This is a genomic window from Nocardioides sp. cx-173, from assembly GCF_021117365.1.
Lineage (GTDB): Bacteria > Actinomycetota > Actinomycetes > Propionibacteriales > Nocardioidaceae > Nocardioides.
The window spans coordinates 928,650-953,264 of record NZ_CP088262.1; the positions used below are offsets into that span (position 1 = coordinate 928,650).

Genomic DNA, 24,615 nt, shown 5'->3' on the forward strand with positions numbered 1-24,615 from the left:
GTACCCGGTCGCCGCCGGCCATACACGCGTCAGCGGACGATGACGGGGACCCGGGTCTCGGTGCCGCCCGCACCCCGCCACACGACGTGGCCGTCGTCGGCGCCGCGTCCGGCGGCGTGGACGGTGTAGGTGCCGGTCTCGCCCGGCTGCAGGCGCAGGGCGGCCGGAGTGATCCACACGTGGCGTCGCGTGAAGCCGCGGGCGCTCGAGGAGAAGTAGAACGTGCGCTGCCCCACGTTGGTGACGGTGCGGGTCGCGGCGCGCTGACCGCGGCCCATGACCACCGACGGGGTGTTGAGCAGGCGCCGCCGGTCCTCCCACCAGGCGCGGTAGGCGGCCGGGTCCTGGCCGTGCACGAGACCGGGACGTTCGGCAGCGCTGGGTCTCAGGAGCCCCGCGCCGGCCCGGGTCACCGGCGTACGGCGGACCTCCGCGGCCGTCGTCGCGAGCGACGAGCGGGTCGCCACGGCCGACCAGCCGTGGCGGGCGCGGAGCACCGCGGCGGCACCGCTCACAGCGGCGGTGGCCGCCGACGTCCCGGTCACGAAGTCCCAGCGGAGCCCGGTGACCGACGGCGGCACCGCCCCGAGGACGCCGACCGCGGGGGCGACCAGGTCCGGCTTGACCAGGCCGGAGGCAGCATCCCCGGCACCGGACCACGGGGCCACCTGGGCCGGGCCGCGGATCACGCCCGCGGGCCGCAGGGACGCCCGGGAGTCGGGGTGAGCGGCAAGCCAGCGCAGGAGCGCCCGGCCCGCCGCGCGGTCGAGATGGACGGTCGGGACCCGGTGGAAGTCGGCGTCGGTCGAGCCGGGCCGGACGTTGACGAGGACCATGCCGACGCCGCCGGCCAGCGCCACGGCCTCCGACTTGTCGACGCGCCCGACCCCGCCTCGCTCGCACACCACGAGGCGCCCGCCGACGGCAGCGGCGTCGAGGCTGCCGGGGGTGCAGGTCCTCGCCTGGCGCTGCGACGCCTCGGTCGTGCGGGCGCTGGCCCCCCGCACCAGGCGGGCCGGGGAGGTCGGCCCGGCGGCGATCATGGCGCCCTGCAGGTCCGGTGCGCCCGGGAGGACGACGGTGCCCCGGCGGCGTTCGCCGAGAGCCCCGCCGACCCAGGGGCTGCGGTGGGCGGCCGAGCCGTCGTTGCCCGCCGCCGCCACCACGGCGATGTCCGCCTCCGCGGCGCCGAGCAGGGCGAGCTCGACGGTGTCGATGCGTGGGGGGCCGTCGACGGCGAGGCCGAGCACGTCCACGCCGTCGCGGGTCGCCTGGTCGACGGCGGCCACGACGTCCGCGGTGGCGCACCCGTCGTCAGCCGGGTCGGGAGCGCTCCAGCACGCCTTGTAGACGGCCAGCCGGGCGCGCGGGGCGACGCCGCTGTAGCGCTCCAGGCGCAGGTCGTGGACGCGGACGTCGACGCCCGCGTTGCCGGCCGCGACCGCGGCCATCTGGGTGCCGTGGCCGTCGTCGTCGCGCGCCGAGAGATGGGAGGCGTCGCGGACCCGGCCGGCGCCGAACCCGTCGACGTACCAGCGTGCGGAGACCAGCTTGCCGTTGCACACCGGGGCCGCCTCGCCGGACTCGCAGGCCCAGTCCTGGCCCACCCCCCGTCCCAGCTGCGGCACCCGCGCGAAGAGCGGGCCCTCGGGGGCGATGCCGCTGTCGACCAGGCCGATGACCGCCCCCGCCCCGCCCGTCGTACGGCGTGAGGCTGCGGGCCAGGCCGCCGCCGGCCCGGCCGGTCGGGGAGCGGACGCCGTCAGCCGGCGTACGGCGTTGCGCTCGATGAGGGCGACCCCGGGGTCGCCAGCGAGCGCGCCGGCCTGGGCCGCGGTCAGCGCGACCGCGACGCCGTTGAGGGCGGTGGTCCAGCGATACACCGGCTCGGCCGCGCCCACCTGCCGCAGGAGCCGGTCCTGGCGGGCGCGCATCGTGGCGGGGGTGAGCCGGTCGGCATCCGGGTCGCCCGCGGTGCCCGGCCCCACCAGGGTCACCAGGTACAGCGCGGTGGCGGGCTCCGCGCTCTCCGGGGCGGCACGACCGGGGGCCGAGAGGCCGGCGAGCGCGGTGGCGGCGAGCGCGAAGGACGGCCAGACGCGACGCGCGTCGGCCGTGGCGTCGTCCTGCTCGGCGCACGGTGCCCCCTGTTCCAGCTCGGTGATGTCGTCCATTCTGTCTCGCCCACCTCGGCAGTGACACCCTTTCCCACACCCCTACGCTGAGGGCGTGCCTGCGTCCCCCCTCGTGGTCGGCTTCGACCTCGACATGACCCTCATCGACACGGTGCCCGGGTTCGGGGCCGTGCTCGAGGTCCTGGGCGCGGAGCTGGGCGTGGCGTTCCCGGTCGCGGAGATGTCGGCCCGCCTCGGGCCGCCGCTCGAGACTTTGCTCTCCGGGCACCTCGACGAGGAGGCGGTCGGGCCGGCGGGCGACCGCTTCCGCGAGCTGTACCCGGCCCACGCCATCGCGTCGGTGCCCGTCCTCAAGGGCGCCCACGAGGCCCTGGCCGCCGTACGCCGCCACGGCGGCCGGACGGTCGTGGTGACCGGCAAGTTCCCGGCCAACGCCCGCCTCCACCTCGACCACCTCGGCCTGGACGTGGACGTGCTGGAGGGATGGGTCTGGGGGGTCGGCAAGGCCGACGCCCTGCGCCGCGAGGGTGCGTCGGTCTACGTCGGGGACCACGTCCACGACGTCGAGGGCGCGCTCGCCGCGGGGGCGCTCAGCGTGTCCGTGCTGACCGGCGGCTGCACCCGCGAGGAGCTCCTGGCCGCAGGCACCCACGTGGTGCTCGACGACCTGCGAGATTTCCCGTCGTGGCTCGACGCCCACATGGCCTAGTCTTCCCTGTCGTGCTCGGAAACGCCGGGCGGTGCTCGAGAGGTGGAGCCGTGCCTACAGGCAAGGTGAAGTGGTTCGACGCCGGCAAGGGCTTCGGATTCCTGTCCCAGGAGGACGGACCGGACGTGTACGTCCACTCCGACGCCCTCCCGGAGGGGACGACCAGCCTCAAGCCCGGCACCCGGGTGGAGTTCGGCATCGCCCAGGGCCGTCGCGGCGAGCAGGCCCTCCAGGTGCGGGTGCTCGACGCCCCCACCTCGGTCTCCCGCAACCAGCAGCACGCCAAGCGCCGTCCTCCCGAGGACATGGTGACGATCGTCGAGGATCTGATCCGCCTGCTCGACGACCTCGGCGAGGGCTACCGCCACGGCCGTCACCCCGACGCCCGCACCGCCAAGCCCACCGCCAAGCTGCTGCGCGCGCTCGCCGCCGAGCTCGAGCTCTGAGGACCCCTCAGACCGGCGCAGTCTGCGCCGCGGCGCGTCGGCTCCGCGGCCGGCTCGCGAGCACGAAGAAGGCCCACGCGGCGAGCACGACCGCGGCGACGCCCAGCCCCAGGCGCGGGTAGAGCGGCAGCGCGATGCCCACGAAGCCGCCGATCACCCAGGCGAGCTGCAGCGTGGTGTCGCTGCGGGCGAACGCACTGGCCTGCACCTGCGGGCGCACGCCGGACTGGATTGTCGCGTCCAGGGACACCTTGGCCAGCGACTGCGCGAGGCCGGCGGTGAGGCCGATCAGGGCGAGCATCAGGATCCCGTAGAAGAGCCCCGCCAGCGCGATCACGATCGCGTCGGCCAGCAGCGCCACCACGACGGTGATCGCGGGGTTGATCTTCTTCAGCAGCGAGGCGCACACGATGCCGAGGGTGTTGCCCAGCCCGGCGCCACCCACCACGACGGCGAGCAGCAGCTCGGGGGCGTAGTCGCCGATCGGGTTGTCGCGGAACAGGAACGCCATGAACATCGTGAGGAACCCCGACAGCCACCGGGGGCCGCAGTTGGCGCGCAGGGCGAAGGACACCTCGGGCGGGATCCGGGTGCCCCGGCGCCCGGCGCTGTCGCCCCGCCGCAGGGTCATCTCCTGCTCGCCGGCGCTGGAGTCGACCTTGGCCGGTAGCCGGATGGCGGCGATGGTGCCCAGCACGAACACCAGGAACGCGAAGCGCAGCGACCACTCGGCGCCGAAGGTCGCGGCCAGTCCCGCGAACGGGGCCGCCACCCCCGCGCCCACCACGCCCGCGAGCGAGACCCGGCCGTTGGCCTTGACGAGGGTGACCTCGTCGGGCAGCAGCCGGGGTACGGCGGCCGCACGCGTCACGCCGTACGCCTTGGAGGAGACCAGCACCCCCAGCGTGGCGGGGAACAGCCAGATGGAGTCGTTGGCGACGGCGTCGGCCAGCACCCAGCACAGGAAGCCGCGCAGCGCGAAGGTGCCGCCCATGGCCCACCGGCGACCGTGGCTGAAGCGGTCCAGGAACGGGCCGATCAGCGGGGCCACGATGGCGAACGGCAGCATCGTCAGTCCCAGGAACAGCGCCACCTGCCCGCGCGCGTCGCTGGTCGCGCCGGCGAAGAACAGGGTCCCCGCCAGCGAGATCACCACGGCGGCGTCGGCCGCGGCGTTGCACGCGTGCAGCTCGATCAGCCGCGAGAGGCCGGACTTGTCGGCCCCCTGGGCGTCGGCGGCGCGGCGTGCCTGGCGCACCGTGAAGGAGCCGGCACGGCCGGTGACCCGGGCGGCCACCCGCACACCGCGGCCCGTGACCCGCGCGCTCGCTCCGAGGCCGCGGCCGACCGCCCGCGCCCGGCCGCCGGCACCCGGCGTCGGAGGGGGCTCCGGGGGCGGCGTCGTCATGGGCCCATCCTGCCCGTTCACGCCCGCGGGTGTGGTGGACACCCCGGCCCGACCTGACAGCCGAGGTGGGAATGAGTCATGCTGTCGCTCGTGGCGATCATCGTGCGCAGCAAACCGGACCCCGTGAGCGCGGCGGCCGTCGACGAGGCCCGCTCGGCCCTCCTCGAGGACGTGCCCGCCTCCGACGTGGGGGAGCACCTCGGCTCCCAGGCGGAGGGCGAGCGCGTCGTCACGCACCTCTTCGCGTGCAACCGCAAGGGCTACGTCGGCTGGCGCTGGTCGGTGACCGTCGCCAGGGCGTCGCGTCAGAAGACCGTCACCATCGACGAGATCGTGCTGATCCCCGGCGACGACGCCATCGTCGCGCCCGAGTGGGTGCCCTACCGCGAGCGGCTGCAGCCCGGTGACCTCTCGCCGGGCGACCTGCTGCCGGTCACCGACGAGGACCCGCGGCTGGTGCCGACGTACTCGTTCGGCGACGACCCGCTGGACGCCGACGACAAGGCCCAGATCCGCATGGTCGCCAAGGACCTCGGGCTCGGCCGGGTGCGCACGCTCTCGCCCGAGGGTCGCGACCTCGCGGCGCAGCGGTGGTACGACGGCGACGCCGGCCCGGGCTCGCCGATCGCCCAGGCAGCGCCCGACCACTGTCACAGCTGCGGATTCCTCGTGCGCCTCGCGGGCCCGCTGTCGGAGACCTTCGGGGTCTGCGCCAACGGTGACGCCAACGACGACGGCCGCGTGGTCTCCTTCGACCACGGCTGCGGCGCCCACTCCGAGGTGCGCCTGGCCAAGAAGCACGAGCGCGAGCCGATGCCCGAGCACGTCTTCGACACGCTCACCACCGACGACTACGAGCTCATCTGAGCGCGGCACGAAAGCAGGGGCCCGACCGGTGATCCGGTCGGGCCCCTGCTGCGAGTGAGGGGAGTACTACTTCGCGGCTGCCGCGGCGGCGTCGGCCTCGGTGTCGGCGCCCTCGGTCGCGAGGTGGCCGCCCTTGTCCTCGAGGTGGGCACGGACGAACCAGTGGAACAGCTCCAGCTGCTCGGTCTGCCCGATGAACATGTCCTCGGTGACCGGGTCCAGCTCGCCGAGCTCCTTGATGCCCTCGCGGTAGCTGCCGATGACGCCCTGGTAGACGAGGTCGAGCGCGCCCAGGTGCTCCTGGGTGGTGGCCCGGCCGATCGAGTACTCGTCCCAGTCGCGGGCCTTGACGAGGGCGCCGGGGGTGCCGACGGGGGAGCCGCCCAGGGTGGCGATGCGCTCGGCCAGGTCGTCGGCGAAGCCACGGACGGCCTCGACCTGCGGGTCGATCATCTCGTGGACCGCGATGAAGTGCGGGCCCACGACGTTCCAGTGCACGTGCTTGAGGGTCAGGTGCAGGTCGTTGCAGGCGTGCAGGCGGCTCTGGAGGAGAGCGACGACCCGCTTGGCATCGGTCTGGCTCATGCCGGGGACGGTGTAGTGCAGCTTCGAAGTCATACTCGCCGGTTACCCGCCAGATACGGCGTCAAACCATGGGCGTGCGACTCACACCGTCAGGGCGTGGGCGCGTCGTCCGGTCGGCCGGCCGGCTCGTCGAGCACCTCGCGCTCGGTGCGGATCGCGCGCCGGCGCTTGCAGTACTCGAGCCCGAAGAGGCCCAGCGCCACCCCGCACAGGCACATCCACAGCCACCAGGTGCGGTCGTCCTCGGCCAGCCGGCCGTAGAACGGGAGCAGGGCCACGAAGGCCAGGAGGAACAGCGCCGTGCCTACCTGGACGGTGCGGACGCCGTCGACGTCGAGCGGCTCCACGTCGGCCAGGAGGTAGGTGCGGCGCCTGAACTCGTGTGCCATGGGTTGGTCGTCGCGCAGCTCCACGGTCTCACGGTAGTCGATCGGGTGACGGCCCTCGCGGATGTCTGGAATGCTCAGCCGCTGTGACGACCAGCACTCATGCCCCACGCGGCGCGATCGACGGCTACTTCAAGATCAGCGAGCGCGGCTCGACCGTGGCCCGGGAGGTGCGCGGCGGCGTCGTCACCTTCTTCACGATGGCCTACATCGTGGTCCTCAACCCGCTCATCCTCGGCTACGCGAAGGACATCGACGGCAACTACCTGGGTGGCGGCAGCGAGCCGAACCTGGCGGTGATCGCGGCCGGTACGGCGCTCGTGGCGGGCGTGCTCACGATCCTGATGGGCGCGGTCGCCAACTTCCCCCTCGCGATCGCGACCGGGCTGGGGCTCAACGCCTTCCTGGCCGTGGCCGTCGCCTCGCAGATGACGTGGGCCGACGCCATGGGCCTGGTCGTCCTGGAGGGGCTGCTGATCCTGGTGCTGGTCCTGACCGGCTTCCGCAAGGCGGTCTTCCACGCCGTGCCGGCGCAGCTCAAGGTCGCGATCTCGGTGGGCATCGGGCTCTTCATCGCGCTGATCGGCTTCGTCGACGCCGGCTTCGTACGCCGGATCCCCGACGCCGCGAACACGACGGTCCCGGTGCAGCTCGGCCAGACCGGCCAGCTGGCCGGGTGGCCGGTGCTCGTGTTCGTCCTCGGACTGCTGCTCCTGATCGGGCTGTGGGTGCGTCAGGTCCGTGGGGCCATCCTGATCTCGATCGTGGTCATGACGGTGGTGGCCATCGTCGTGGAGACGATCGGCGACCTGGGCGCGGCCGACAAGAGCCCGACGGGCTGGGCGCTGACCGTGCCGTCGTGGCCGGGGGACGTCTTCGACCTGCCCGACCTCGCGACGCTCGGCGAGTTCTCGCTGCTCGGCTCCTTCGAGTCCGTGGGGATCGTCTCGGCCATCCTGCTGATCTTCACGCTGATGCTCGCGGACTTCTTCGACACCATGGGCACGATGACCGCCATCGGCGCTGAGGCGGGCCTGAACGACGAGGACGGCACCCCGCCGCACGCGCAGCGCATCCTCATCGTGGACTCCCTGGCCGCAGTGGCCGGCGGCGCGGCCGGCGTCTCGTCCAACACGTCGTACATCGAGTCCGCCTCGGGCGTGGGCGAGGGCGCCCGCACCGGGCTCGCGTCGGTCGTGACCGGCGTGCTGTTCCTGCTCACCGTCTTCTTCGCCCCGCTGGTCGCGATCATCCCCTCGGAGGCCGCGGTCCCCGCGCTGGTGCTCGTGGGCTTCCTGATGATGCAGCAGGTCCTCGGCATCCAGTGGGCCGACGTCGAGATCGCCATCCCGGCCTTCCTCACGATCGTGCTGATGCCGTTCACCTACTCGATCTCGGCGGGCATCGGCGCCGGCTTCGTCTCCTTCGTGCTGATCAAGCTCGTCGTCGGCAAGGCCCGCCAGGTCCACCCACTGCTGTACGGCGTCGCGGCGCTGTTCGTCGTCTACTTCGCGATCCAGCCCCTCACCGCCTGGCTCACCTGATCGTCCAGCTCACCGCTGACCCGTCAGAAACTTTCTGACGGGTCAGCGTGATCGAGGCCTCACCGCGCTCGGGGCGAGCCCGGAATAGTTAGCATGGGTAATGACTTATGCTAACGATATGCCTACCGTTGAGAAGGCCGCGCGCACCGACGCCGGACTCGCCTCCGAGCTCCGGCTGTCGGTCATGCGCCTGCGCCGGCGACTCGCCACCGAGCGCCACCCCGACAACGAGCTGAGCATGAACACCATGGCCGTGCTCGGCGCGCTGCACCGCCACGGCGACCTGACGGTCGGCGAGCTGGCCCGCATCGAGATGGTGCAGCCCCCGAGCATGACCCGCACCGTCAACTTCCTGGTCGACGGCGGCTTCGCGAGCCGGCACCCCCACGAGACCGACGGCCGCCAGGTGCTCGTGGCCCTGACCGAACGCGGTCGCGAGACGCTCCTGGCCGACCGGGCCCGCCGCGACGAGTGGCTGGCGACCCGGCTCGGCACCCTGACCTCCGACGAACGCGCCGTGCTCCGCAGTGCGGCCCCCATCCTCGAAAGGCTGGCATCTGGTTGAGCCCCACCTTCCGCTCGCTGCGCAACCCCAACTACCGGCTGTACGCCGCCGGCAACCTGGTGTCCAACGTCGGCACCTGGATGCAGCGCGTCGCCCAGGACTGGCTGGTCCTGCTGCTGACCGCCAACAGCGCGGCCGCGATCGGCATCACCACCGGTCTGCAGTTCCTGCCCTTCCTCCTGCTCTCGCCGGTGGCGGGCCTGGTCGCCGACCGGATCCCCAAGCGCCGGCTGCTCCAGATGACCAACATCGGCATGGCCGCTCCCGCGCTCGTGCTCGGTGTGCTCGCCATCACCGGCACGGTCCAGATCTGGCACGTCTATGTGCTGGCGCTGGTGCTCGGAGTGGCCTCGGCCTTCGACGCCCCCGCGCGCCAGTCGTTCGTCTCCGAGATCGTCGACGCCGACGACCTCACCAACGCGGTGGGCCTCAACTCCGCCGGCTTCAACTCCGCGCGTCTGCTCGGCCCCGCGCTCGCCGGCGTCTCGATCGCCCTGCTCGGCTCCGGCGTCGTCGCCACCGGCTGGGTCATCCTCCTCAACGCGTTCACCTACATCGGCCCGATCGTCGCCCTCGCCCGCCTCGACGCCAGCACGCTCCATGTCGCCGACCTCGTACGCCGCCAGCCCGGTCAGATCCGCGCCGGCGTGTCGTACGTGCGCCAGCGCCCGGACCTGATGCTGATCCTCGGCATCGTGTTCTTCGCCGGCACCTTCGGCCTGAACTTCCAGATGACCTCGGCGCTCATGGCCACGCAGGTCTTCGACAAGGGCTCCGCGGAGTTCGGGATGCTCGGGACGTTCCTCGCGGTCGGGTCACTGACCGGCTCGCTGCTGGCCGCCAGCCGGACGCGGGTCCGCCACCGCCTGGTGGTGGGCGCCGCGGTGGTGTTCGGCCTCGTCGAGATCGTGGCCGGGCTCGCGCCGTCGTACCTCACCTTCGCGCTCCTGTGCCCGGTCCTCGGCTTCCTCGCCCTGACCATGATCACCAGCGCCAACGCCTTCATGCAGCTCAACACCGACGCGGGAATGCGCGGGCGGGTGATGGCGCTGTACATGATGATCTTCATCGGGGGGACGCCGCTGGGCGCGCCCGTGCTCGGGTGGGTCGGAGAGGTGTTCGGGGCCCGATGGACGCTCATCGGCGGTGGCGCCATGACCGTGGCCGGTGTCTTGTTCGCGAGCGCCGTGTACCTCCGGGCCAAGGCCCAACGCGAGGGACGCCCGGCCCGGGACCTGGTCCACGCCTGAGACCCGGACCGCCCCGCCCCGACGGCGTTTTGACCGCGTTCGGGGCGCCCGGTAATCTCGGTACTTGTGTCTGGCACGACCAGACCGTTGCGCGTGCCCAAATCCGGGCGCACTCACCACAGGCACACAGAACCATTGCAACACGCGTGCCCGGCAAGGCGCCGAGCACTGAGAGCTACATGAAAGGGAACCACCAGGTGCCCACGATTAACCAGCTGGTCCGCAAGGGCCGACAGGACAAGGTGTCCAAGAGCAAGACGCCTGCCCTGAAGGGTTCGCCCCAGCGCCGCGGTGTCTGCACCCGCGTCTACACGACCACGCCCAAGAAGCCGAACTCCGCCCTTCGCAAGGTCGCCCGCGTGCGCCTGTCGAGCGGCGTCGAGGTCACCGCCTACATCCCGGGCGTCGGTCACAACCTCCAGGAGCACTCCATCGTGCTCGTGCGCGGCGGCCGGGTGAAGGACCTCCCCGGTGTGCGCTACAAGATCATCCGCGGCACCCTCGACACCCAGGGTGTCAAGAACCGCAAGCAGGCCCGCAGCCGCTACGGCGCGAAGAAGGAGAAGAGCTAATGCCCCGCAAGGGTCCGGCCCCGAAGCGGCCGATCGACATCGACCCGGTCTACGGCTCGCAGCTGGTCTCCCAGCTCGTCTCCAAGGTCCTGCAGGACGGCAAGAAGCAGGTCGCGCAGCGCATCGTCTACGGCGCCCTCGAGGGCTGCCGCGAGAAGAACGGCACCGACCCGGTCGTGACGCTGAAGCGCGCGATGGACAACGTCAAGCCGTCCATCGAGGTGAAGTCCCGCCGCGTCGGTGGCGCCACCTACCAGGTCCCGATCGAGGTCAAGGGCACGCGCGGCACCACGCTCGCGCTGCGCTGGCTCGTCGGCTACGCCGCCGACCGTCGCGAGAAGACGATGTCCGAGCGGCTCATGAACGAGATCCTCGACGCCTCCAACGGCCTCGGTGCCGCGGTGAAGAAGCGCGAGGACACCCACAAGATGGCCGAGTCCAACAAGGCCTTCGCCCACTACCGCTGGTGACCTGTGCGTGAGGGGTACGCCGTACCCCTCACGCCACCAGCACCCCAACAACTTCCGAGGGACTGAGACTTTCAGTGGCTGTCGACATCACGACCGACCTCAACAAGGTCCGCAACATCGGCATCATGGCGCACATCGACGCCGGCAAGACCACCACCACCGAGCGCATCCTCTTCTACACCGGCATCACCTACAAGATCGGTGAGGTCCACGAGGGCGCGGCCACGATGGACTGGATGGAGCAGGAGCAGGAGCGCGGCATCACGATCACGTCCGCCGCGACGACCTGCTGGTGGAAGGACCACCAGATCAACATCATCGACACCCCCGGGCACGTGGACTTCACCGCCGAGGTGGAGCGCTCGCTGCGCGTCCTCGACGGCGCGGTCGCGGTGTTCGACGGCGTCGCCGGCGTGGAGCCCCAGACGATGACCGTCTGGCGCCAGGCCAACAAGTACTCCGTGCCCCGCATGTGCTTCGTCAACAAGCTGGACCGCACGGGCGCCGACTTCTTCCGCTGCGTCGACATGATGGTGGAGCGCCTCAACAGCACCCCGCTGGTCCTCCAGCTCCCGATCGGTGCCGAGGGCGACTTCCTCGGTGTCATCGACCTGGTCGGCATGCGCGCGCTCACGTGGCGCGGCGAGACCAAGATGGGCGAGGACTACGACGTCGAGGAGATCCCGGCCGAGCTGGCCGAGCAGGCCGCCGAGTACCGCGAGAAGCTGCTCGAGACCCTGTCGGACGCCGACGACGCGATCATGGAGAAGTTCCTCGACGAGGGCGAGTTCACCGTCGAGGAGCTCGAGGCGGCGATCCGCCGCGCGACCCTGGCCGACAAGGTCAACCCGGTCCTGTGCGGCACCGCGTTCAAGAACAAGGGCGTCCAGCCCCTGCTCGACGCGGTCGTCAAGTACCTGCCCTCGCCGCTCGACATCGACGCGATCATCGGTCACTCCGTCAAGGACGAGACCGTCGAGATCAAGCGCCTGCCCTCCGACGACGAGCCGTTCTCGGGCCTGGCCTACAAGATCGCGACCGACCCGCACCTCGGCAAGCTGATCTACGTGCGCGTCTACTCCGGCAAGCTCGCGGCCGGCGCGACCGTGGTCAACTCGGTCAACGGCCGCAAGGAGCGGATCGGCAAGGTCTACCAGATGCACGCCAACAAGCGTGAGGAGATCGCGTCGGTCGGCGCCGGCCAGATCGTGGCGGTCATGGGCCTCAAGGACACCAAGACCGGTCACACGCTGAGCGACCCGCAGCACCCGGTCATCCTCGAGTCGATGACGTTCCCGGCCCCGGTGATCGAGGTCGCGATCGAGCCCAAGACCAAGAGCGACCAGGAGAAGCTCGGAACCGCCATCCAGCGGCTCTCCGACGAGGACCCGACGTTCACGGTCAAGGCCGACGAAGAGACCGGCCAGACGATCATCGCCGGCATGGGCGAGCTCCACCTGGAGATCCTCGTCGACCGCATGAAGCGCGAGTTCCGCGTCGAGGCGACCGTCGGCAAGCCGCAGGTGGCCTACCGGGAGACCCTCCGCAAGGAGGTCACCAAGCACAGCTACACGCACAAGAAGCAGACCGGTGGCTCCGGCCAGTTCGCCAAGGTCGTCGTCTCGCTCGGCCCCAACATCGACCCCGAGACGGGCACCGGTGCGGGCTACGAGTTCGTCAACAACGTCTCCGGTGGCCGCGTGCCGAAGGAGTACATCCCCTCGGTGGACCAGGGTGGCCAGGAGGCCCTCGAGTTCGGTGTCCTCGCCGGCTACCCGATGGTCGACGTCAAGTTCACGCTCGAGGACGGCGCCTACCACGACGTCGACTCCTCCGAGCTGGCCTTCAAGATCGCGGGCAACCAGGCCTTCAAGGAGGCCGCCCGCATGGCCAAGCCGGTGCTGCTGGAGCCCATGTTCGCGGTCGAGGTGACGACCCCCGAGTCGTTCCTCGGCACCGTCATCGGCGACATCAACAGCCGTCGCGGCCAGATCCGAGCGCAGGAGGAGCGTCACGGCGACATCGTCGTCAACGCCCTCGTGCCGCTCTCCGAGATGTTCGGGTACGTTGGCGACCTGAGGTCCAAGACCTCCGGCCAGGCTTCGTACTCGATGGAGTTCGACTCGTACGCCGAGGTTCCCACGAACATCGCCGACGAGATCATCAAGAAGGTGCGTGGGGAGTAACCCCCGCACGGGCCACACGCACCACGCACCACCACGTCAAGTACGAGTCAAGTAACAACCACACCAGGAGGAGCCCACAGTGGCTAAGGCGAAGTTCGAGCGGACCAAGCCGCACGTCAACATCGGAACCATCGGTCACATCGACCACGGGAAGACGACGCTGACCGCAGCAATCACCAAGGTGCTGCACGACAAGCACCCGGACCTCAACGCTGCTTCGGCGTTCGAGGACATCGACAAGGCTCCCGAGGAGCGTCAGCGCGGCATCACGATCTCGATCGCGCACGTCGAGTACCAGACCGAGGCGCGTCACTACGCGCACGTCGACTGCCCGGGTCACGCCGACTACATCAAGAACATGATCACCGGTGCGGCTCAGATGGACGGCGCGATCCTCGTGGTTGCCGCCACCGACGGCCCCATGCCGCAGACGCGTGAGCACGTGCTGCTCGCCCGCCAGGTCGGCGTGCCGGCCCTGGTCGTGGCGCTCAACAAGTGCGACATGGTCGACGACGAGGAGCTCATCGAGCTCGTCGAGATGGAGGTGCGCGAGCTCCTCTCCGAGTACGAGTTCCCGGGCGACGACGTCCCCGTGGTCCGCGTCGCTGCCTTCCCGGCCCTCCAGGGTGACGAGAAGTGGGGCGAGTCGATCGTCGAGCTCATGAACGCGGTCGACGAGTACATCCCGACCCCCGAGCGTGAGACCGACAAGCCGTTCCTCATGCCCGTCGAGGACGTCTTCACGATCACCGGTCGCGGCACGGTCATCACCGGTCGCATCGAGCGGGGCATCATCAAGGTGAACGAGGAGGTCGAGATCATCGGCATCCGCGAGAAGTCGCAGAAGTCGACGGTCACCGGCGTCGAGATGTTCCGCAAGCTGCTCGACGAGGGCGAGGCCGGTGAGAACGTCGGTCTGCTGCTTCGTGGCACCAAGCGCGAGGACATCGAGCGCGGCATGGTCGTCATCAAGCCGGGCACGTCCACCCCGCACACCAACTTCGAGGCCTCGGTCTACATCCTCTCGAAGGAGGAGGGCGGCCGTCACACGCCGTTCTTCAACAACTACCGCCCGCAGTTCTACTTCCGTACCACGGACGTGACGGGCGTTGTGACCCTTCCCGAGGGCGTCGAGATGGTCATGCCGGGTGACAACACCGAGATGTCGGTCGAGCTCATCCAGCCGATCGCCATGGACGACGGTCTGAAGTTCGCGATCCGCGAGGGTGGCCGCACCGTCGGTGCCGGCCGCGTCACCAAGATCACGAAGTAAGTCCGTGATCGCCGCCGGTCACTGACCGGCTCGATCCACCGCTGACCCGTCAGAAACTTTCTGACGGGTCAGCGTCATTTGCGGGGAGTTTCTGACGGGTCACCTCGGGCAGGACCGAGGGTAGGGAGCAGCGAGAATGACGGGCATGAGCGAGCAGGCGACGGCGCGACCGCACATGAAGCTGACCGAGGACGGTCGGCGGCTGCGCCAGGTGCTGAGCTACTCGCGGCGGGGGAGTCGGTTCACCCCGAGCCAGCAGGAGGCGTGGGACGCACACCACCGCGACTGGGTCATCCCGGACGAGGCCGTGGACGAGCCCGGGTTCAGCTGGGCCGAGGTGTTCGGACGTGAGGCACCGCTGGTGATCGAGATCGGCCCCGGCGTGGGCGAAGCGACCGGTGTGCTGGCGGCGGCGCGGCCGGACTGCAACGTGGTCGCGTTCGAGGTCTGGCTGCCGGGCGTCGCGGCGGGTCTCGCGGAGGTCGCGGCGGCGGGTGCCGACAACGTGCGGTTCTGCTCCGTGGACGCCGCGTGGTCCCTCGAGCACCTGGTGGCGCCGTCCTCGGTCCGCGAGCTGTGGACGTTCTTCCCCGACCCCTGGCCCAAGACCAAGCATCACAAGCGCCGGCTCGTGACGCCGGAGTTCGCCCGGCTGGTGGCCTCGCGCCTGGAGCCGGGCGGTGTCTGGCGCCTCGCGACCGACTGGGCGGCGTACGCCGTGCAGATGCGCCAGGTCCTCGACGCCGAGCCGGGTCTCGAGGGTGGGCAGGTGCCGCGCTGGGCGGAGCGACCCGTGACCAAGTTCGAGCGCAAGGGCGTCGCCGTCGGGCGCGAGATCGTGGACCTCGCCTACCGGCGCGTCGGGTAGTCAGGGGCGGGTCAGCGGCGCGACGTGAGCCGGTGGCGCAGCTGCGCCTCGCGACGCAGCCGGGCCTGGTCCCGCTCCCGCCGCGAGGCCACCACCGCGGCCAGGAAGTCCTCGGGCGGCGTGCCCGCGGGCGGCGCGGGCGCCACGTAGCGACGTACCTCGGTCGCGAGCTGGGTCGCCACCGCGGTGCGCGACTGCGGGTCGAAGGCGTGGTAGCGACCGAGGAACTGGCGCACCGCCAGGGCCAAGCCCGTCGGCAGCGTGGTGATGTCCGCCGTCCGCGCCCAGCCGGCGAGGTGCTGGGGCATCTGCGAGGGCACGGTGAGCCGGAGGGGCACCCGATCGCGGACGACGTAGGTGCCGGCGGCGAAGTCGCCCAGCCGCTTGCCGCGGGAGCTGACCAGCGCTGAGAAGAACGCCGGCGCCCCGCCGAAGGCGTAGATCTCGACGAAGCCGACGAGGGCGCGGGTGAACGCGTGCTGGAAGGAGATCGGACCGCCGTCGTCCCGCACGGTGCGCAGCCCCATCGCGAGCTTGCCGAGCGAGCGCCCGCGGGTCAGCGTCTCGAGGGTTGTGGGGATGACCAGGAACACCGTGATCAGGGAGCCGACCAGTGCGACGTGGTTGAGCGCGGCGTCGGCGTTGACGGCCGCGAGCAGGAACAGCATGAAGACGGCCACCAGCGACAGCACCGTCGCGAGCACGTCGATCAGCCCCGACCCGATGCGCGCGGCCAGGCTGGCCGGCGGCAGGTCGAGCGCGACCGCCTCGCCGGTGACGAGGTCGTCGGTGGTGAGGGTGGCGAACTCCGGGGTCATCGCGGTCAGTGTAGGTGCGAGTCTCGTCCGGATCGTCCGGATCGTCCGGCTCGCCCCCGCCTAGAGTGTGCGCGTGGACCTGGACGCGTACGTGCTCGCGCACGCCCACGAGTGGCAGCGGCTGGACCAGCTGGTCCGCACCCGCCGGCTCACCGGGGCGGAGAGCGACGAGCTCGTGGAGCGTTACCAGCAGGTGGCCACGCACCTGTCCGTCGTACGCACCTCGGCGCCGGACGCCTCCCTCGTCGGTCACCTGTCCTCGCTGCTCTCGCACGCGCGCAACAAGGCGGTCGGCACCCGCGTCGGCTCCTGGCGTGGTGTGCGAACCTTCTTCCTCGAGCGGTTCCCCGCAGCGCTGTACCGGTTGCGCTGGTGGTGGCTGGGATGCCTGGCGGTCAACGTCATCGTCATCGCGGTGATGATGTGGTGGTTGCTGGACCATCCCCAGGTGGAGCAGTCGCTGATCCCGCCCTCGGAGGTCGACCAGCTCGTCAACGAGGACTTCGAGGGCTACTACAGCGAGTACGCCGCCAGCCACTTCGCGGCGCAGGTCTGGGTCAACAACGCCTGGGTGGCCGCGCAGTGCGTCGCCCTCGGCATCCTGGGCTTCCCGGTGGTGGTGCTGCTCTTCCACAACATCCTCAACCTCGCGGTGCTGGGCTCGGTGATGACCCGTCATGACCGGGGCGAGCTGTTCTGGGGGCTCATCCTCCCGCACGGCCTGCTGGAGCTGACCGCGGTCTTCGTGGCCGGCGGCGTGGGCCTGCGGCTCTTCTGGTCGTGGGTCGAGCCCGGCCGCCTCACCCGGACCCAGTCGATCGCCCGCGAGGGCCGCACGGCCGCCACCGTCTCGCTCGGCCTGGTGGCCGTGCTCGCCGTCAGCGGGGTGATCGAGGCCTTCGTGACCCCCTCCGGCCTCCCCACCGCGGCCCGGATCGGGATCGGCATCCTCGCCGAGCTGGTCTTCTTCGCCTACGTGTTCGTGCTCGGCCGCAACGCGGCGCGCCGCGGCTTCACCGGCGACGTCGACGCCGCGCTGCTCGAGGACCGGGTGGCCACCCAGGTCTAGCGGCGCCGCGCGGGGTGACGCACCCAGCTGCCGGGCGTTTCCCTGACGTTCTGGGCCAGAACTCCGGCCCAGAACGTCAGGGTTATCAGCAGATGCTGATAACCCTGCCCTACAGCAACCCCCGCGCCTTCAACTGCAGATAGTGGTCGGCGAGGGCGGGCGGGAGACGCTCGGCGTCGGAGTCGACGACGTCGATGCCGAGGGCGTGCAGCAGGTGGGCGGTACGGCGGCGTCGGGCCAGGACCTGCTCGGCGGCGGCGGCGTCGTACACGTCGTCGATCGTGGCCCGGGCGGCGGCGAGGCGGTCCAGGGCGGGGTCGCGGACGGAGGCGAGCACGACCCGGTGATGGCGGGTGAGCGCGGGCAGCACGGTGAGCAGCCCTTCCTCGATCGCGGACGGCTCGAGCGGGGTGAGCAGCACGACCAGGGCCCGCTGTCGGCCCATGCCCTGGACGGCGCCCACGAGGGCGTCCCAGTCGGCCTCCGCGATGACCGGCTCCAGGTCCGCCATCGCCTCCTGAAGGCGGGCGGCGACGTCGCGGGAGCCGGCGGAGCGCAGCCGCGTGCGCACCCGCCGGTCGCCGGCGACGAAGTCGATCCGGTCGCCGGCGCGGGCGGCGAGGGCGGCGAGCAGCAGCGCGGCGTCCATCGCGGAGTCGAGGCGGGGTACGTCCTCGACCCGGCCCGCGGACGTGCGCGAGGTGTCCAGGACGAGCACGACGCGCCGGTCTCGCTCGGGCTGCCAGGTGCGGACCACCACGTTGCGGTTGCGGGCGGAGGCCCGCCAGTCGATCGAGCGCACGTCGTCGCCGCGGACGTACTCGCGCAGCGAGTCGAACTCGGTGCCCTGCCCACGCACGCGAACGGCGGCTCGGCCGTCGAGATCGCGGAGCCGGACCAGCCGTGAGGGCAGGTGCTTGCGGGACTCGAACGGCGGGAGGCTGCGGACGGCCCCGTCGACCTGCACGGTCCGCTGACGGGAGGCGAGGCCGAGCGGCCCCCGCGTGCGGACGGTGACGCCCACCGCGCGGAGGTCACCGCGCCGGCGCGGCCGCAGGGGAGTACGCAGCAGCGCACGGTGGCCGGGGTCGAGACGCACGCGGTGGCGGTTGTCGCTCGCGCCTGCGCTCGGCTGCCACGCGTCGCGCACCAGCGCGCGGACGCGGCGGCGCGAGGCGTTGGAGGCGACGAGCGTGGTCTCGGTGGGGTGGCCCATCCGCACCGCCCCGACCGGCCGGCGCTCCCACGACAGCACGCTCGTCCGCGGCGCCGCCAGCCAGTCGGCCGCCGCGAGCAGGGCGACCACCAGCAGCCACAGGAACACGGTCCCGACGGTCGGCCGGAGCACCACCGGGACGAGTCCCAGCAGGAGGAGCAGCGGCACCCGCCCCGAGATCGCCATCAGCAGGTCACCATCGGCGCGTCCGGCTCACCGGGGGACCGGCACCGAGCCGAGCGCCGAGGCCAGCACCTGGGCGACGTCGACGCCCTCGAGCTCGGCCTCGGGACGCAGGCCCAGGCGGTGGACCAGGGTGGCGTGGGCGAGCGACTTGACGTCGTCCGGGGTCACGAAGTCGCGGCCGACCAGCCAGGCCCAGGCGCGGGACGCGCGCAGCAGCGCGGTCGCGCCGCGTGGGCTGACGCCCAGGCTGAGTGACGGCGACTCCCGTGTGGCCCGCGCGATGTCGACGATGTAGCCGGCCACCTCGGGGGAGACCTGCACCTTCGTGACGGCCGCCTGGCCGGCGGCGATGTCGCTGGCGCCGGCGACCGCGGTGACCCCGGCGCCGGAGACGTCGCGCGGGTCGAAACCCGAGGCGTGCCGGCGCAGGATCTCCAGCTCCTGCTCCCGCTGGGGGATCGGCAGCACCACCTTGATCAGGAAGCGGTCCAGCTGGGCCTCGGGCAGGGGGTAGGTGCCTTCGTACTCGACGGGGTTCTGCGTCGCGGCCACCAGAAACGGCCGAGGCAGTGCGCGCGAGACGCCGTCCACCGACACCTGGCCCTCCTCCATCGCCTCGAGCAGCGCCGACTGCGTCTTGGGCGGCGTCCGGTTGATCTCATCGGCGAGCAGCAGGTTGGTGAACACCGGCCCCTCACGGAAGCTCAGCTGGCCCTGGTGGCTGTCGATCACCATGGACCCGGTGATGTCGCCGGGCATCAGGTCGGGGGTGAACTGCACCCGCCGGGTCTCGACGGACAGCGCCGCGGCGAGCGTGCGCACCAGCAGGGTCTTCGCGGTCCCGGGCACGCCCTCCATGAGCACGTGACCGCCGCACAGCAGGGCGACCAGGAGGCCGGAGACCGCGGCGTCCTGGCCGACGACGGCCTTCGCCACCTCGGTGCGTACGGCGGACAGCCGCTCGCGTGCCCGTTCGTCGTCGACGCGCGGGACCGCGTCCTCGCTGGTCGTCTCGGTCATGTGCGGCGTACCTCTCTGTCGAGCTCGGCCAAGCGGGTGGCCAGAGCGATCAGGGCTGTGTCGGTGGCGGGGGCAGGGGCGTGCGGGCCGATCAGGGCGTCGACCTCGGCCTCGGTGCGCCCGACGTGGCGGGCGACGTCACGCACCAGCGTCCGGGGGTCGGTCGAGGCGCCCAGGCGCAGGCGTTCGGCGGCGCGGTCGCGCGCGGCCCGGCGCAGGGCCTGGGCGGCGTGCTCCCGGTCGCCGGCACGGCGGTAGAGGCGACCGCGGCTGAGGGTGGTCTCGATCGCCTTGACCACCACCGGCATCGGCTCGGTAGCGAGCGGGCCGAGGCGCCGCCCGCGCCACAGGACCAGCCCGAGGACGGTGAGCGCGAGCAGCCAGATCGCCGGAGCGATCCAGTCGGGGACCAGGCTGCCGAGGCTGACCTCGTCCTGTGCCACCAGGTCCTCCACCGCAGGCACGTACCAGACCAGCCGCTGGTCCTGGCCGAGCAGCCGCAGCGCCACCGCCGCGTTGTCGGCGCGCAGCACCTGGTCGTTGGCGAGTGCGTCGCCGGCGCCGAAGAGGAGCACGTCGTCGTGCGCGACCAGCAGGGCCCGGCCGTCCCCGTCGCCGAAGCAGCCGCTGCCGGGGTACGAGAGGCCGCTGTCCGCCTCGATCGTGAGCCCGTCGAACAGCGGGTCGTCGCAGTCGGCCTCGCGGCCGCTGCCCAGGGGGTCGGTGGACCCGCCAGCGCCCAGCCCCAGCTCGTCGGTCACGGCTACGCCCGGGTCGACGAGGACCAGCCGGGCGCTGCCGGCGTGGTCGAGGAGCCGGTCGAGGGTGCTGCGGCCGAGGCTCTGCGTCGAGGTGACGACGACGGTCGTGCCGGCGCCGGCCTCCGTGCGCTCGAGCTCGGCGGCGCCTCGGGCGACGCTGAGGTCGACTCCCTGGTCCTCCAGCACCCGTGCGACGGCGCGCGCCCCGTCGGCGTCGGGGTTGGCCGGGTCGAGGCGCGCGTGCGTCCGCTCCTCGCCGCTGGTCCACAGGACCACGCCCACGGCCGCGACCAGCGCCACCGCGATCAGCAGCGCGCCACGGTGACGCCTAAGCCGGCCGGCTCGGCCGCTCCTGCCCGGCGCGGGAGGTGCCTGCGTCGCGCTCATCGCACGCCCGCCAGCTCGTCGTCGAGCGCGAGGACGCCGGCGGCCTGCTCCTCGGTGGCCGGCCGGTCGCCGTACCGGACGGCGTCGAAGAGCCGGGCGCCCAGGTCGACACGGTCGCGCTGGTGGGGGTACTCCACGGCCAGGGCCAGCGCGACCTCGTGGGCGGTGGCCCCGGGAGCGTCATCGAGCCGGCCCCGCTCCACCTGGCGCAGGGCCAGGGCGCGGAACCCGTCGACGAGCGCGTCCTCGTAGCGCTGCTCGGCCATCGCGGTCACGGCGCGAGCGCGCAGCGCGGCCGCGGTGACGTCCTCGCCGGTGAGGACCGGCTGGTCCTCGTCGTCGCCGCGGGCGGTACGCCGAGCGCGCGAGAGCAGCAGCGCCAGCCCGCCGAGGAGCAGCACCGCGACCAGCATCACCGCCAGGGTCTGCAACGGCGGTGCGTCGCTCGCGCTGCTGACCCCGCCGTCGATGCGGCGAGTCAGCCAGTCGACGAGGCGCTGGAGCAGGTTCTGCTCGTGGTACTCCGGCGCGAGCAGCTCGCGGCGCAGCCGGGAGCGCGCCTCGTCGGGGGTCGGGTCCAGCGGCGGGTCCGCCAGGCGGCCGACGAGCGCGGCAGGCTGAGAGGCGAGCCTCACGACTCGAGGACCCCGGCACGCGACATCAGCTCGACGTCGTAGCCCTCCTTGCGCATGCGCAGGTCGACGTACTGGAGCGAGGCGACGGCGGCGCTGAACGGCGCGACGAACGCCGCGGAGACCACCGTCGACACCGCCTGCCCCAGCACCAGGCCGAGCGCGGCGTACTCCGGCCACGCCAGCCCGACGCCCTGGCCGAGCAGTCCGACCGGGACCGAGAGCACGGAGCCCGCGATGGAGGCGATGAGCAGGGTCAGCAGCGCGATGCCCAGGGTGCGCCAGAAGTGACCGCTGGTCAGGCGGTAGCCCCGCCCGATCGCGCCCAGGACGCCGACGTCCTCGAGCATCAGGGCCGGGGCCGGCAGGTAGTAGAGGCGGGTCCAGAGCCACAGTGCGCCGGCGCCGAACGCGACGGTGCCGAAGCTGGCCCACAGCACGATCACGACCACGCTGTCGCTCACGAGGACGACGACGAACCACAGCGTCACGTACGCGCCGGTGTAGAGCAGCATGCCGAGGTTGACCAGGACGGTCAGTCCGACGAGCCGCCAGCGCTTGCCCAGCGTGGCGGCCCACGCCTGCCCCAGGCTGAGGCGCCGCCCCTCGGCGGCGGCGCGCACCACCAGCGAGACCAGCCCGTTGACCATGCCCAGGGCCACGACGAGGAGGACCAGGCCGCCCAGCATCGAGCCGAAGGCACCGACGACCCCGAGCACCTCCTCGGTGCCGGTGACGTCCTGCGACTCGTCGATGACGACGCCGGTGGTGAACGTCAGCAGCGTCGTCACGAGGACCGGCAGTGCCATGGTGAGCGCGGTGACCAGCACCGCGGCCCCCACGGTCGCCTGGGGGTTGAACCGGATGATCCGGAAGGCCGCGTCGTACATGTCCCCGAGAGCGAGCGGGCGCAGGGGGATCGCGCCGGGCTTGTGGGCGGCACCGAGCATCCCGCGAGGCGCTGCCCAGGCGTGCGGCGGGGCGTGCGGGGGGGCGTACGGCGCGGGCGGTGGCGGTGCTGCCCAGCCAGGCGGGGGAGGGGTCGCCGGCTCCCCAGCCGGTGCTCCCGGCGGCGGAAAGTGTTCGTAGCCCGACATCGCACCCCCTTGGTCCGGCACATCCTGTCAGGTGCTCGTCGGGCCGCCGGACGATCGGGGACATCGGCGTCGTCAGGGGCCGGGCCGCTCCGCGAGCAGGGGCGCTCGCCGGCGCTCGATCCGATTTGGCGCACCGGCACAGATCTGCCAAGATAGTCCGGTTGCTCCGGCGGGTCGCCGGGGTGCGGCATATCTTGACTACTGAATCGCGTCTCCCAGCTCCTCGCGGAGCGATGTTTCGGTAGCAGGCCTGTGTCAGCACCGCACCTGGAGACCCGATCAGCCCGACAAACCGTCGGGCACCACAACACTGCAGATCGATCCTGGTCTCGTGTTGCGAGGAAATCTCGCGACACGCCCGACCGCGGGGGTCGACCGGGGGAGTGGTGAGCACAGGGCGGAGCGGATTCGACCTGAAGACGTTCCGGACAGCGACGTGGACCAGTAGAAGGTAGAGAGAGACCTATGGCGGGACAGAAGATCCGCATCAGGCTCAAGGCCTATGACCACGAGGTGATCGACACCTCGGCGCGCAAGATCGTGGACACCGTCACCCGTACGGGTGCCAGGGTCGCCGGCCCGGTGCCGCTGCCGACCGAGAAGAACGTCTACTGCGTGATTCGCTCGCCCCACAAGTACAAGGACTCCCGCGAGCACTTCGAGATGCGCACGCACAAGCGACTCATCGACATCATCGACCCGACCCCGAAGACCGTCGACTCCCTCATGCGACTCGACCTGCCGGCCGGTGTCGACATCGAGATCAAGCTCTGAGGTCCAAGCCATGACTGTTGAGAAGAACGTGAAGGGGCTGCTGGGCACCAAGCTCGGCATGACCCAGCTCTGGGACGAGAACAACCGCATCGTCCCCGTCACCGTGATCGCCGCGTCGACCAACGTGATCACCCAGGTCCGCCACCCCGAGATCGACGGCTACAACGCCATCCAGGTCGGGTTCGGCGAGATCGAGGGTCGCAAGGTCAACAAGCCGCAGGCCGGTCACTTCGCCAAGGCCGGCACCACGCCGCGCCGCCACGTGGTCGAGATCCGCACCTCCGACGCCGCGTCCTACACCGTCGGTCAGGAGCTCCCGGTCGAGACCTTCGCCGCGGGCGACGTCATCGACGTGACCGGCACCAGCAAGGGCAAGGGCTTCGCCGGTGTCATGAAGCGCCACGGCTTCCACGGCGTGGGCGCGTCCCACGGTGCCCACCGCAACCACCGCAAGCCCGGTTCGATCGGCGCCTGCGCCACGCCGGGCCGCGTGTTCAAGGGCGTCCGCATGGCCGGCCGGATGGGTAGCGACACCGTCACCACCCAGAACGTCACCGTGCACGCCGTCGACGCCGAGAAGGGCCTGATCCTCGTGAAGGGCGCCGTTCCCGGTCCCAAGGGCGGGGTCATCGTGCTGCGCTCGGCTGCGAAGAAGAGCCAGGAGGCCTGATCCAATGGCGACCGAAAGCACGACCAAGAAGGCTGCCGCCAAGAAGGCGCCCGCCAAGAAGGCTGCCTCGAGCAAGAAGGCCGACTCGAGCGCCCCCAAGACCGTCAAGGTCGACCTGCCCGCCGAGATCTTCGACGCCAAGGTCAACATCCCGTTGATCCACCAGGTCGTCGTGGCCCAGCAGGCTGCGGCCCGCCAGGGCACGCACTCGACCAAGCGTCGGGGCGAGGTCCGCGGTGGTGGACGCAAGCCGTACAAGCAGAAGGGCACCGGCCGCGCCCGTCAGGGCTCGACCCGCGCCCCGCAGTTCGCCGGCGGTGGCGTCGTCCACGGCCCCAAGCCGCGCGACTACGACCAGCGGACCCCCAAGAAGATGAAGGCCGCCGCCCTGCGCGGTGCCCTCTCGGACCGGGCCCACAACGAGCGCATCCACGTCGTGGAGTCGCTCGTGTCCGGAGACGCGCCGTCGACCCGCGCGGCGATCGCCGCCCTGGCGTCGCTGACCTCGCGGACCCGCGTGCTCGTGGTGCTCGAGCGCACCGACACCCTCACCTGGCTCTCGCTGCGCAACGCGCCGCAGGTCCACCTGGTGGCCGTCGACCAGCTCAACACCTACGACGTGCTGGCCTCCGACGACGTGGTCTTCACCAAGGGCGCCTACGACGCCCTCGTGGGCGCCGCCTCGGCGACCGAGACGGACCAGAACGCCGAGGAGGGCGAC

At 71.6% G+C, this 24,615-nt stretch carries 24 protein-coding genes and 1 pseudogene; 15 read left to right on the top strand and 10 right to left on the bottom strand.

The window, feature by feature from the left end:
- Positions 1-29: 29 nt before the first annotated feature.
- Positions 30-2,174, bottom strand: a complete 2,145-nt coding sequence (locus LQ940_RS04400; protein ID WP_231243354.1) for a S8 family serine peptidase — start codon at positions 2,172-2,174, stop codon at positions 30-32.
- 55 nt (positions 2,175-2,229) lie between these two features.
- Here LQ940_RS04400 and LQ940_RS04405 point away from each other — a divergent pair, with 55 nt between their 5' ends.
- Positions 2,230-2,844 carry an HAD family hydrolase gene (locus tag LQ940_RS04405; RefSeq protein WP_231243355.1) on the top strand — a complete coding sequence of 205 codons (615 nt, stop codon included), beginning with the start codon at positions 2,230-2,232 and terminating at the stop codon, positions 2,842-2,844.
- A 50-nt stretch (positions 2,845-2,894) separates the two neighbouring features.
- Positions 2,895-3,290 carry a cold-shock protein gene (locus LQ940_RS21720; RefSeq protein ID WP_269217231.1) on the top strand — a complete coding sequence of 132 codons (396 nt, stop codon included), beginning with the start codon at positions 2,895-2,897 and terminating at the stop codon, positions 3,288-3,290.
- 7 nt (positions 3,291-3,297) lie between these two features.
- Here LQ940_RS21720 and LQ940_RS04415 read toward each other — a convergent pair whose 3' ends face one another.
- A complete protein-coding gene (locus tag LQ940_RS04415) occupies positions 3,298-4,698 on the bottom strand; it encodes an MFS transporter (RefSeq protein WP_231243356.1) in 1,401 nt (466 codons plus the stop codon).
- A 78-nt stretch (positions 4,699-4,776) separates the two neighbouring features.
- On the opposite strand from LQ940_RS04415, the gene LQ940_RS04420 reads away from it, so the two are divergent.
- Complete coding sequence (locus tag LQ940_RS04420; protein WP_231243357.1) at positions 4,777-5,565, top strand: DUF3027 domain-containing protein; 789 nt, start codon at positions 4,777-4,779, stop codon at positions 5,563-5,565.
- A 66-nt stretch (positions 5,566-5,631) separates the two neighbouring features.
- On the opposite strand, the gene LQ940_RS04425 is transcribed toward LQ940_RS04420, so the two are convergent.
- Complete coding sequence (locus LQ940_RS04425; protein WP_231243358.1) at positions 5,632-6,150, bottom strand: Dps family protein; 519 nt, start codon at positions 6,148-6,150, stop codon at positions 5,632-5,634.
- A gap of 89 nt (positions 6,151-6,239) precedes the next feature.
- Positions 6,240-6,563 (bottom strand): DUF2530 domain-containing protein, encoded by a 324-nt coding sequence (locus tag LQ940_RS04430; RefSeq protein ID WP_231365069.1) that lies wholly within the window; start codon positions 6,561-6,563, stop codon positions 6,240-6,242.
- 59 nt (positions 6,564-6,622) lie between these two features.
- Between LQ940_RS04430 and LQ940_RS04435 the strand changes: the two genes are divergently transcribed.
- The 8 genes from LQ940_RS04435 (at position 6,623) to trmB (ending at position 15,264) form a co-directional block, all read left to right on the top strand.
- Positions 6,623-8,080, top strand: a complete 1,458-nt coding sequence (locus LQ940_RS04435; protein WP_231243360.1) for an NCS2 family permease — start codon at positions 6,623-6,625, stop codon at positions 8,078-8,080.
- Positions 8,081-8,198: 118 nt separating this feature from the next.
- Positions 8,199-8,645 carry a MarR family winged helix-turn-helix transcriptional regulator gene (locus LQ940_RS04440; RefSeq protein WP_231243361.1) on the top strand — a complete coding sequence of 149 codons (447 nt, stop codon included), beginning with the start codon at positions 8,199-8,201 and terminating at the stop codon, positions 8,643-8,645.
- Positions 8,642-9,895: an MFS transporter gene (locus LQ940_RS04445; protein WP_231243362.1), complete on the top strand. Its 1,254-nt coding sequence runs from the start codon at positions 8,642-8,644 to the stop codon at positions 9,893-9,895. The genes LQ940_RS04440 and LQ940_RS04445 overlap by 4 nt, the downstream gene beginning before the upstream one ends.
- Positions 9,896-10,092: 197 nt before the next feature.
- A complete protein-coding gene (rpsL, locus tag LQ940_RS04450) occupies positions 10,093-10,467 on the top strand; it encodes a 30S ribosomal protein S12 (RefSeq protein ID WP_028644777.1) in 375 nt (124 codons plus the stop codon).
- The gene (gene rpsG, locus LQ940_RS04455; protein ID WP_134738135.1) at positions 10,467-10,937 is read left to right on the top strand and encodes a 30S ribosomal protein S7; all 471 of its coding nucleotides are present in this window, start codon (positions 10,467-10,469) and stop codon (positions 10,935-10,937) included. The genes rpsL and rpsG overlap by 1 nt, the downstream gene beginning before the upstream one ends.
- 74 nt (positions 10,938-11,011) lie before the next feature.
- Complete coding sequence (gene fusA, locus LQ940_RS04460) at positions 11,012-13,123, top strand: elongation factor G (RefSeq protein WP_269217232.1); 2,112 nt, start codon at positions 11,012-11,014, stop codon at positions 13,121-13,123.
- A gap of 79 nt (positions 13,124-13,202) precedes the next feature.
- Positions 13,203-14,396, top strand: a complete 1,194-nt coding sequence (gene tuf / locus LQ940_RS04465; protein WP_231243363.1) for an elongation factor Tu — start codon at positions 13,203-13,205, stop codon at positions 14,394-14,396.
- A 145-nt stretch (positions 14,397-14,541) separates the two neighbouring features.
- Entirely contained in the window at positions 14,542-15,264 is a 723-nt protein-coding gene (trmB, locus tag LQ940_RS04470) for a tRNA (guanosine(46)-N7)-methyltransferase TrmB (RefSeq protein ID WP_231243364.1), read from the top strand.
- A gap of 11 nt (positions 15,265-15,275) precedes the next feature.
- On the opposite strand, the gene LQ940_RS04475 is transcribed toward trmB, so the two are convergent.
- On the bottom strand, positions 15,276-16,082 hold the full coding sequence (locus LQ940_RS04475; protein ID WP_231243365.1) for an RDD family protein: 807 nt from the start codon (positions 16,080-16,082) through the stop codon (positions 15,276-15,278).
- Between the two features lie 73 nt (positions 16,083-16,155).
- On the opposite strand from LQ940_RS04475, the gene LQ940_RS04480 reads away from it, so the two are divergent.
- Entirely contained in the window at positions 16,156-17,151 is a 996-nt protein-coding gene (locus tag LQ940_RS04480) for a stage II sporulation protein M (RefSeq protein WP_231243366.1), read from the top strand.
- A gap of 109 nt (positions 17,152-17,260) precedes the next feature.
- Here LQ940_RS04480 and LQ940_RS04485 read toward each other — a convergent pair whose 3' ends face one another.
- The 5 genes from LQ940_RS04485 to LQ940_RS04505 form a co-directional block, all read right to left on the bottom strand.
- On the bottom strand, positions 17,261-18,553 hold the full coding sequence (locus LQ940_RS04485; protein WP_231243367.1) for a DUF58 domain-containing protein: 1,293 nt from the start codon (positions 18,551-18,553) through the stop codon (positions 17,261-17,263).
- Positions 18,554-18,580: 27 nt separating this feature from the next.
- A complete protein-coding gene (locus LQ940_RS04490) occupies positions 18,581-19,573 on the bottom strand; it encodes an AAA family ATPase (RefSeq protein WP_231243368.1) in 993 nt (330 codons plus the stop codon).
- Positions 19,570-20,634 (bottom strand): DUF4350 domain-containing protein, encoded by a 1,065-nt coding sequence (locus LQ940_RS04495; protein ID WP_231365070.1) that lies wholly within the window; start codon positions 20,632-20,634, stop codon positions 19,570-19,572. Before LQ940_RS04495 ends, LQ940_RS04490 begins: the two co-directional genes overlap by 4 nt.
- 83 nt (positions 20,635-20,717) lie before the next feature.
- Entirely contained in the window at positions 20,718-21,356 is a 639-nt protein-coding gene (locus tag LQ940_RS04500; RefSeq protein WP_231243370.1) for a DUF4129 domain-containing protein, read from the bottom strand.
- The gene (locus tag LQ940_RS04505; RefSeq protein WP_231243371.1) at positions 21,353-22,303 is read right to left on the bottom strand and encodes a hypothetical protein; all 951 of its coding nucleotides are present in this window, start codon (positions 22,301-22,303) and stop codon (positions 21,353-21,355) included. Before LQ940_RS04505 ends, LQ940_RS04500 begins: the two co-directional genes overlap by 4 nt.
- Before the next feature lie 612 nt (positions 22,304-22,915).
- Between LQ940_RS04505 and rpsJ the strand changes: the two genes are divergently transcribed.
- From rpsJ to rplD, 3 genes and pseudogenes are all read left to right on the top strand, one after another.
- Positions 22,916-23,224, top strand: coding sequence for a 30S ribosomal protein S10 (gene rpsJ / locus LQ940_RS04510; protein WP_139977667.1), 309 nt, complete (start codon positions 22,916-22,918; stop codon positions 23,222-23,224).
- 10 nt (positions 23,225-23,234) lie between these two features.
- Entirely contained in the window at positions 23,235-23,894 is a 660-nt protein-coding gene (rplC, locus tag LQ940_RS04515; RefSeq protein ID WP_231243372.1) for a 50S ribosomal protein L3, read from the top strand.
- Positions 23,895-24,009: 115 nt separating this feature from the next.
- A pseudogene (gene rplD, locus LQ940_RS04520) lies at positions 24,010-24,606 on the top strand (50S ribosomal protein L4); the annotation flags it as partial.
- Positions 24,607-24,615 lie beyond the last annotated feature (9 nt).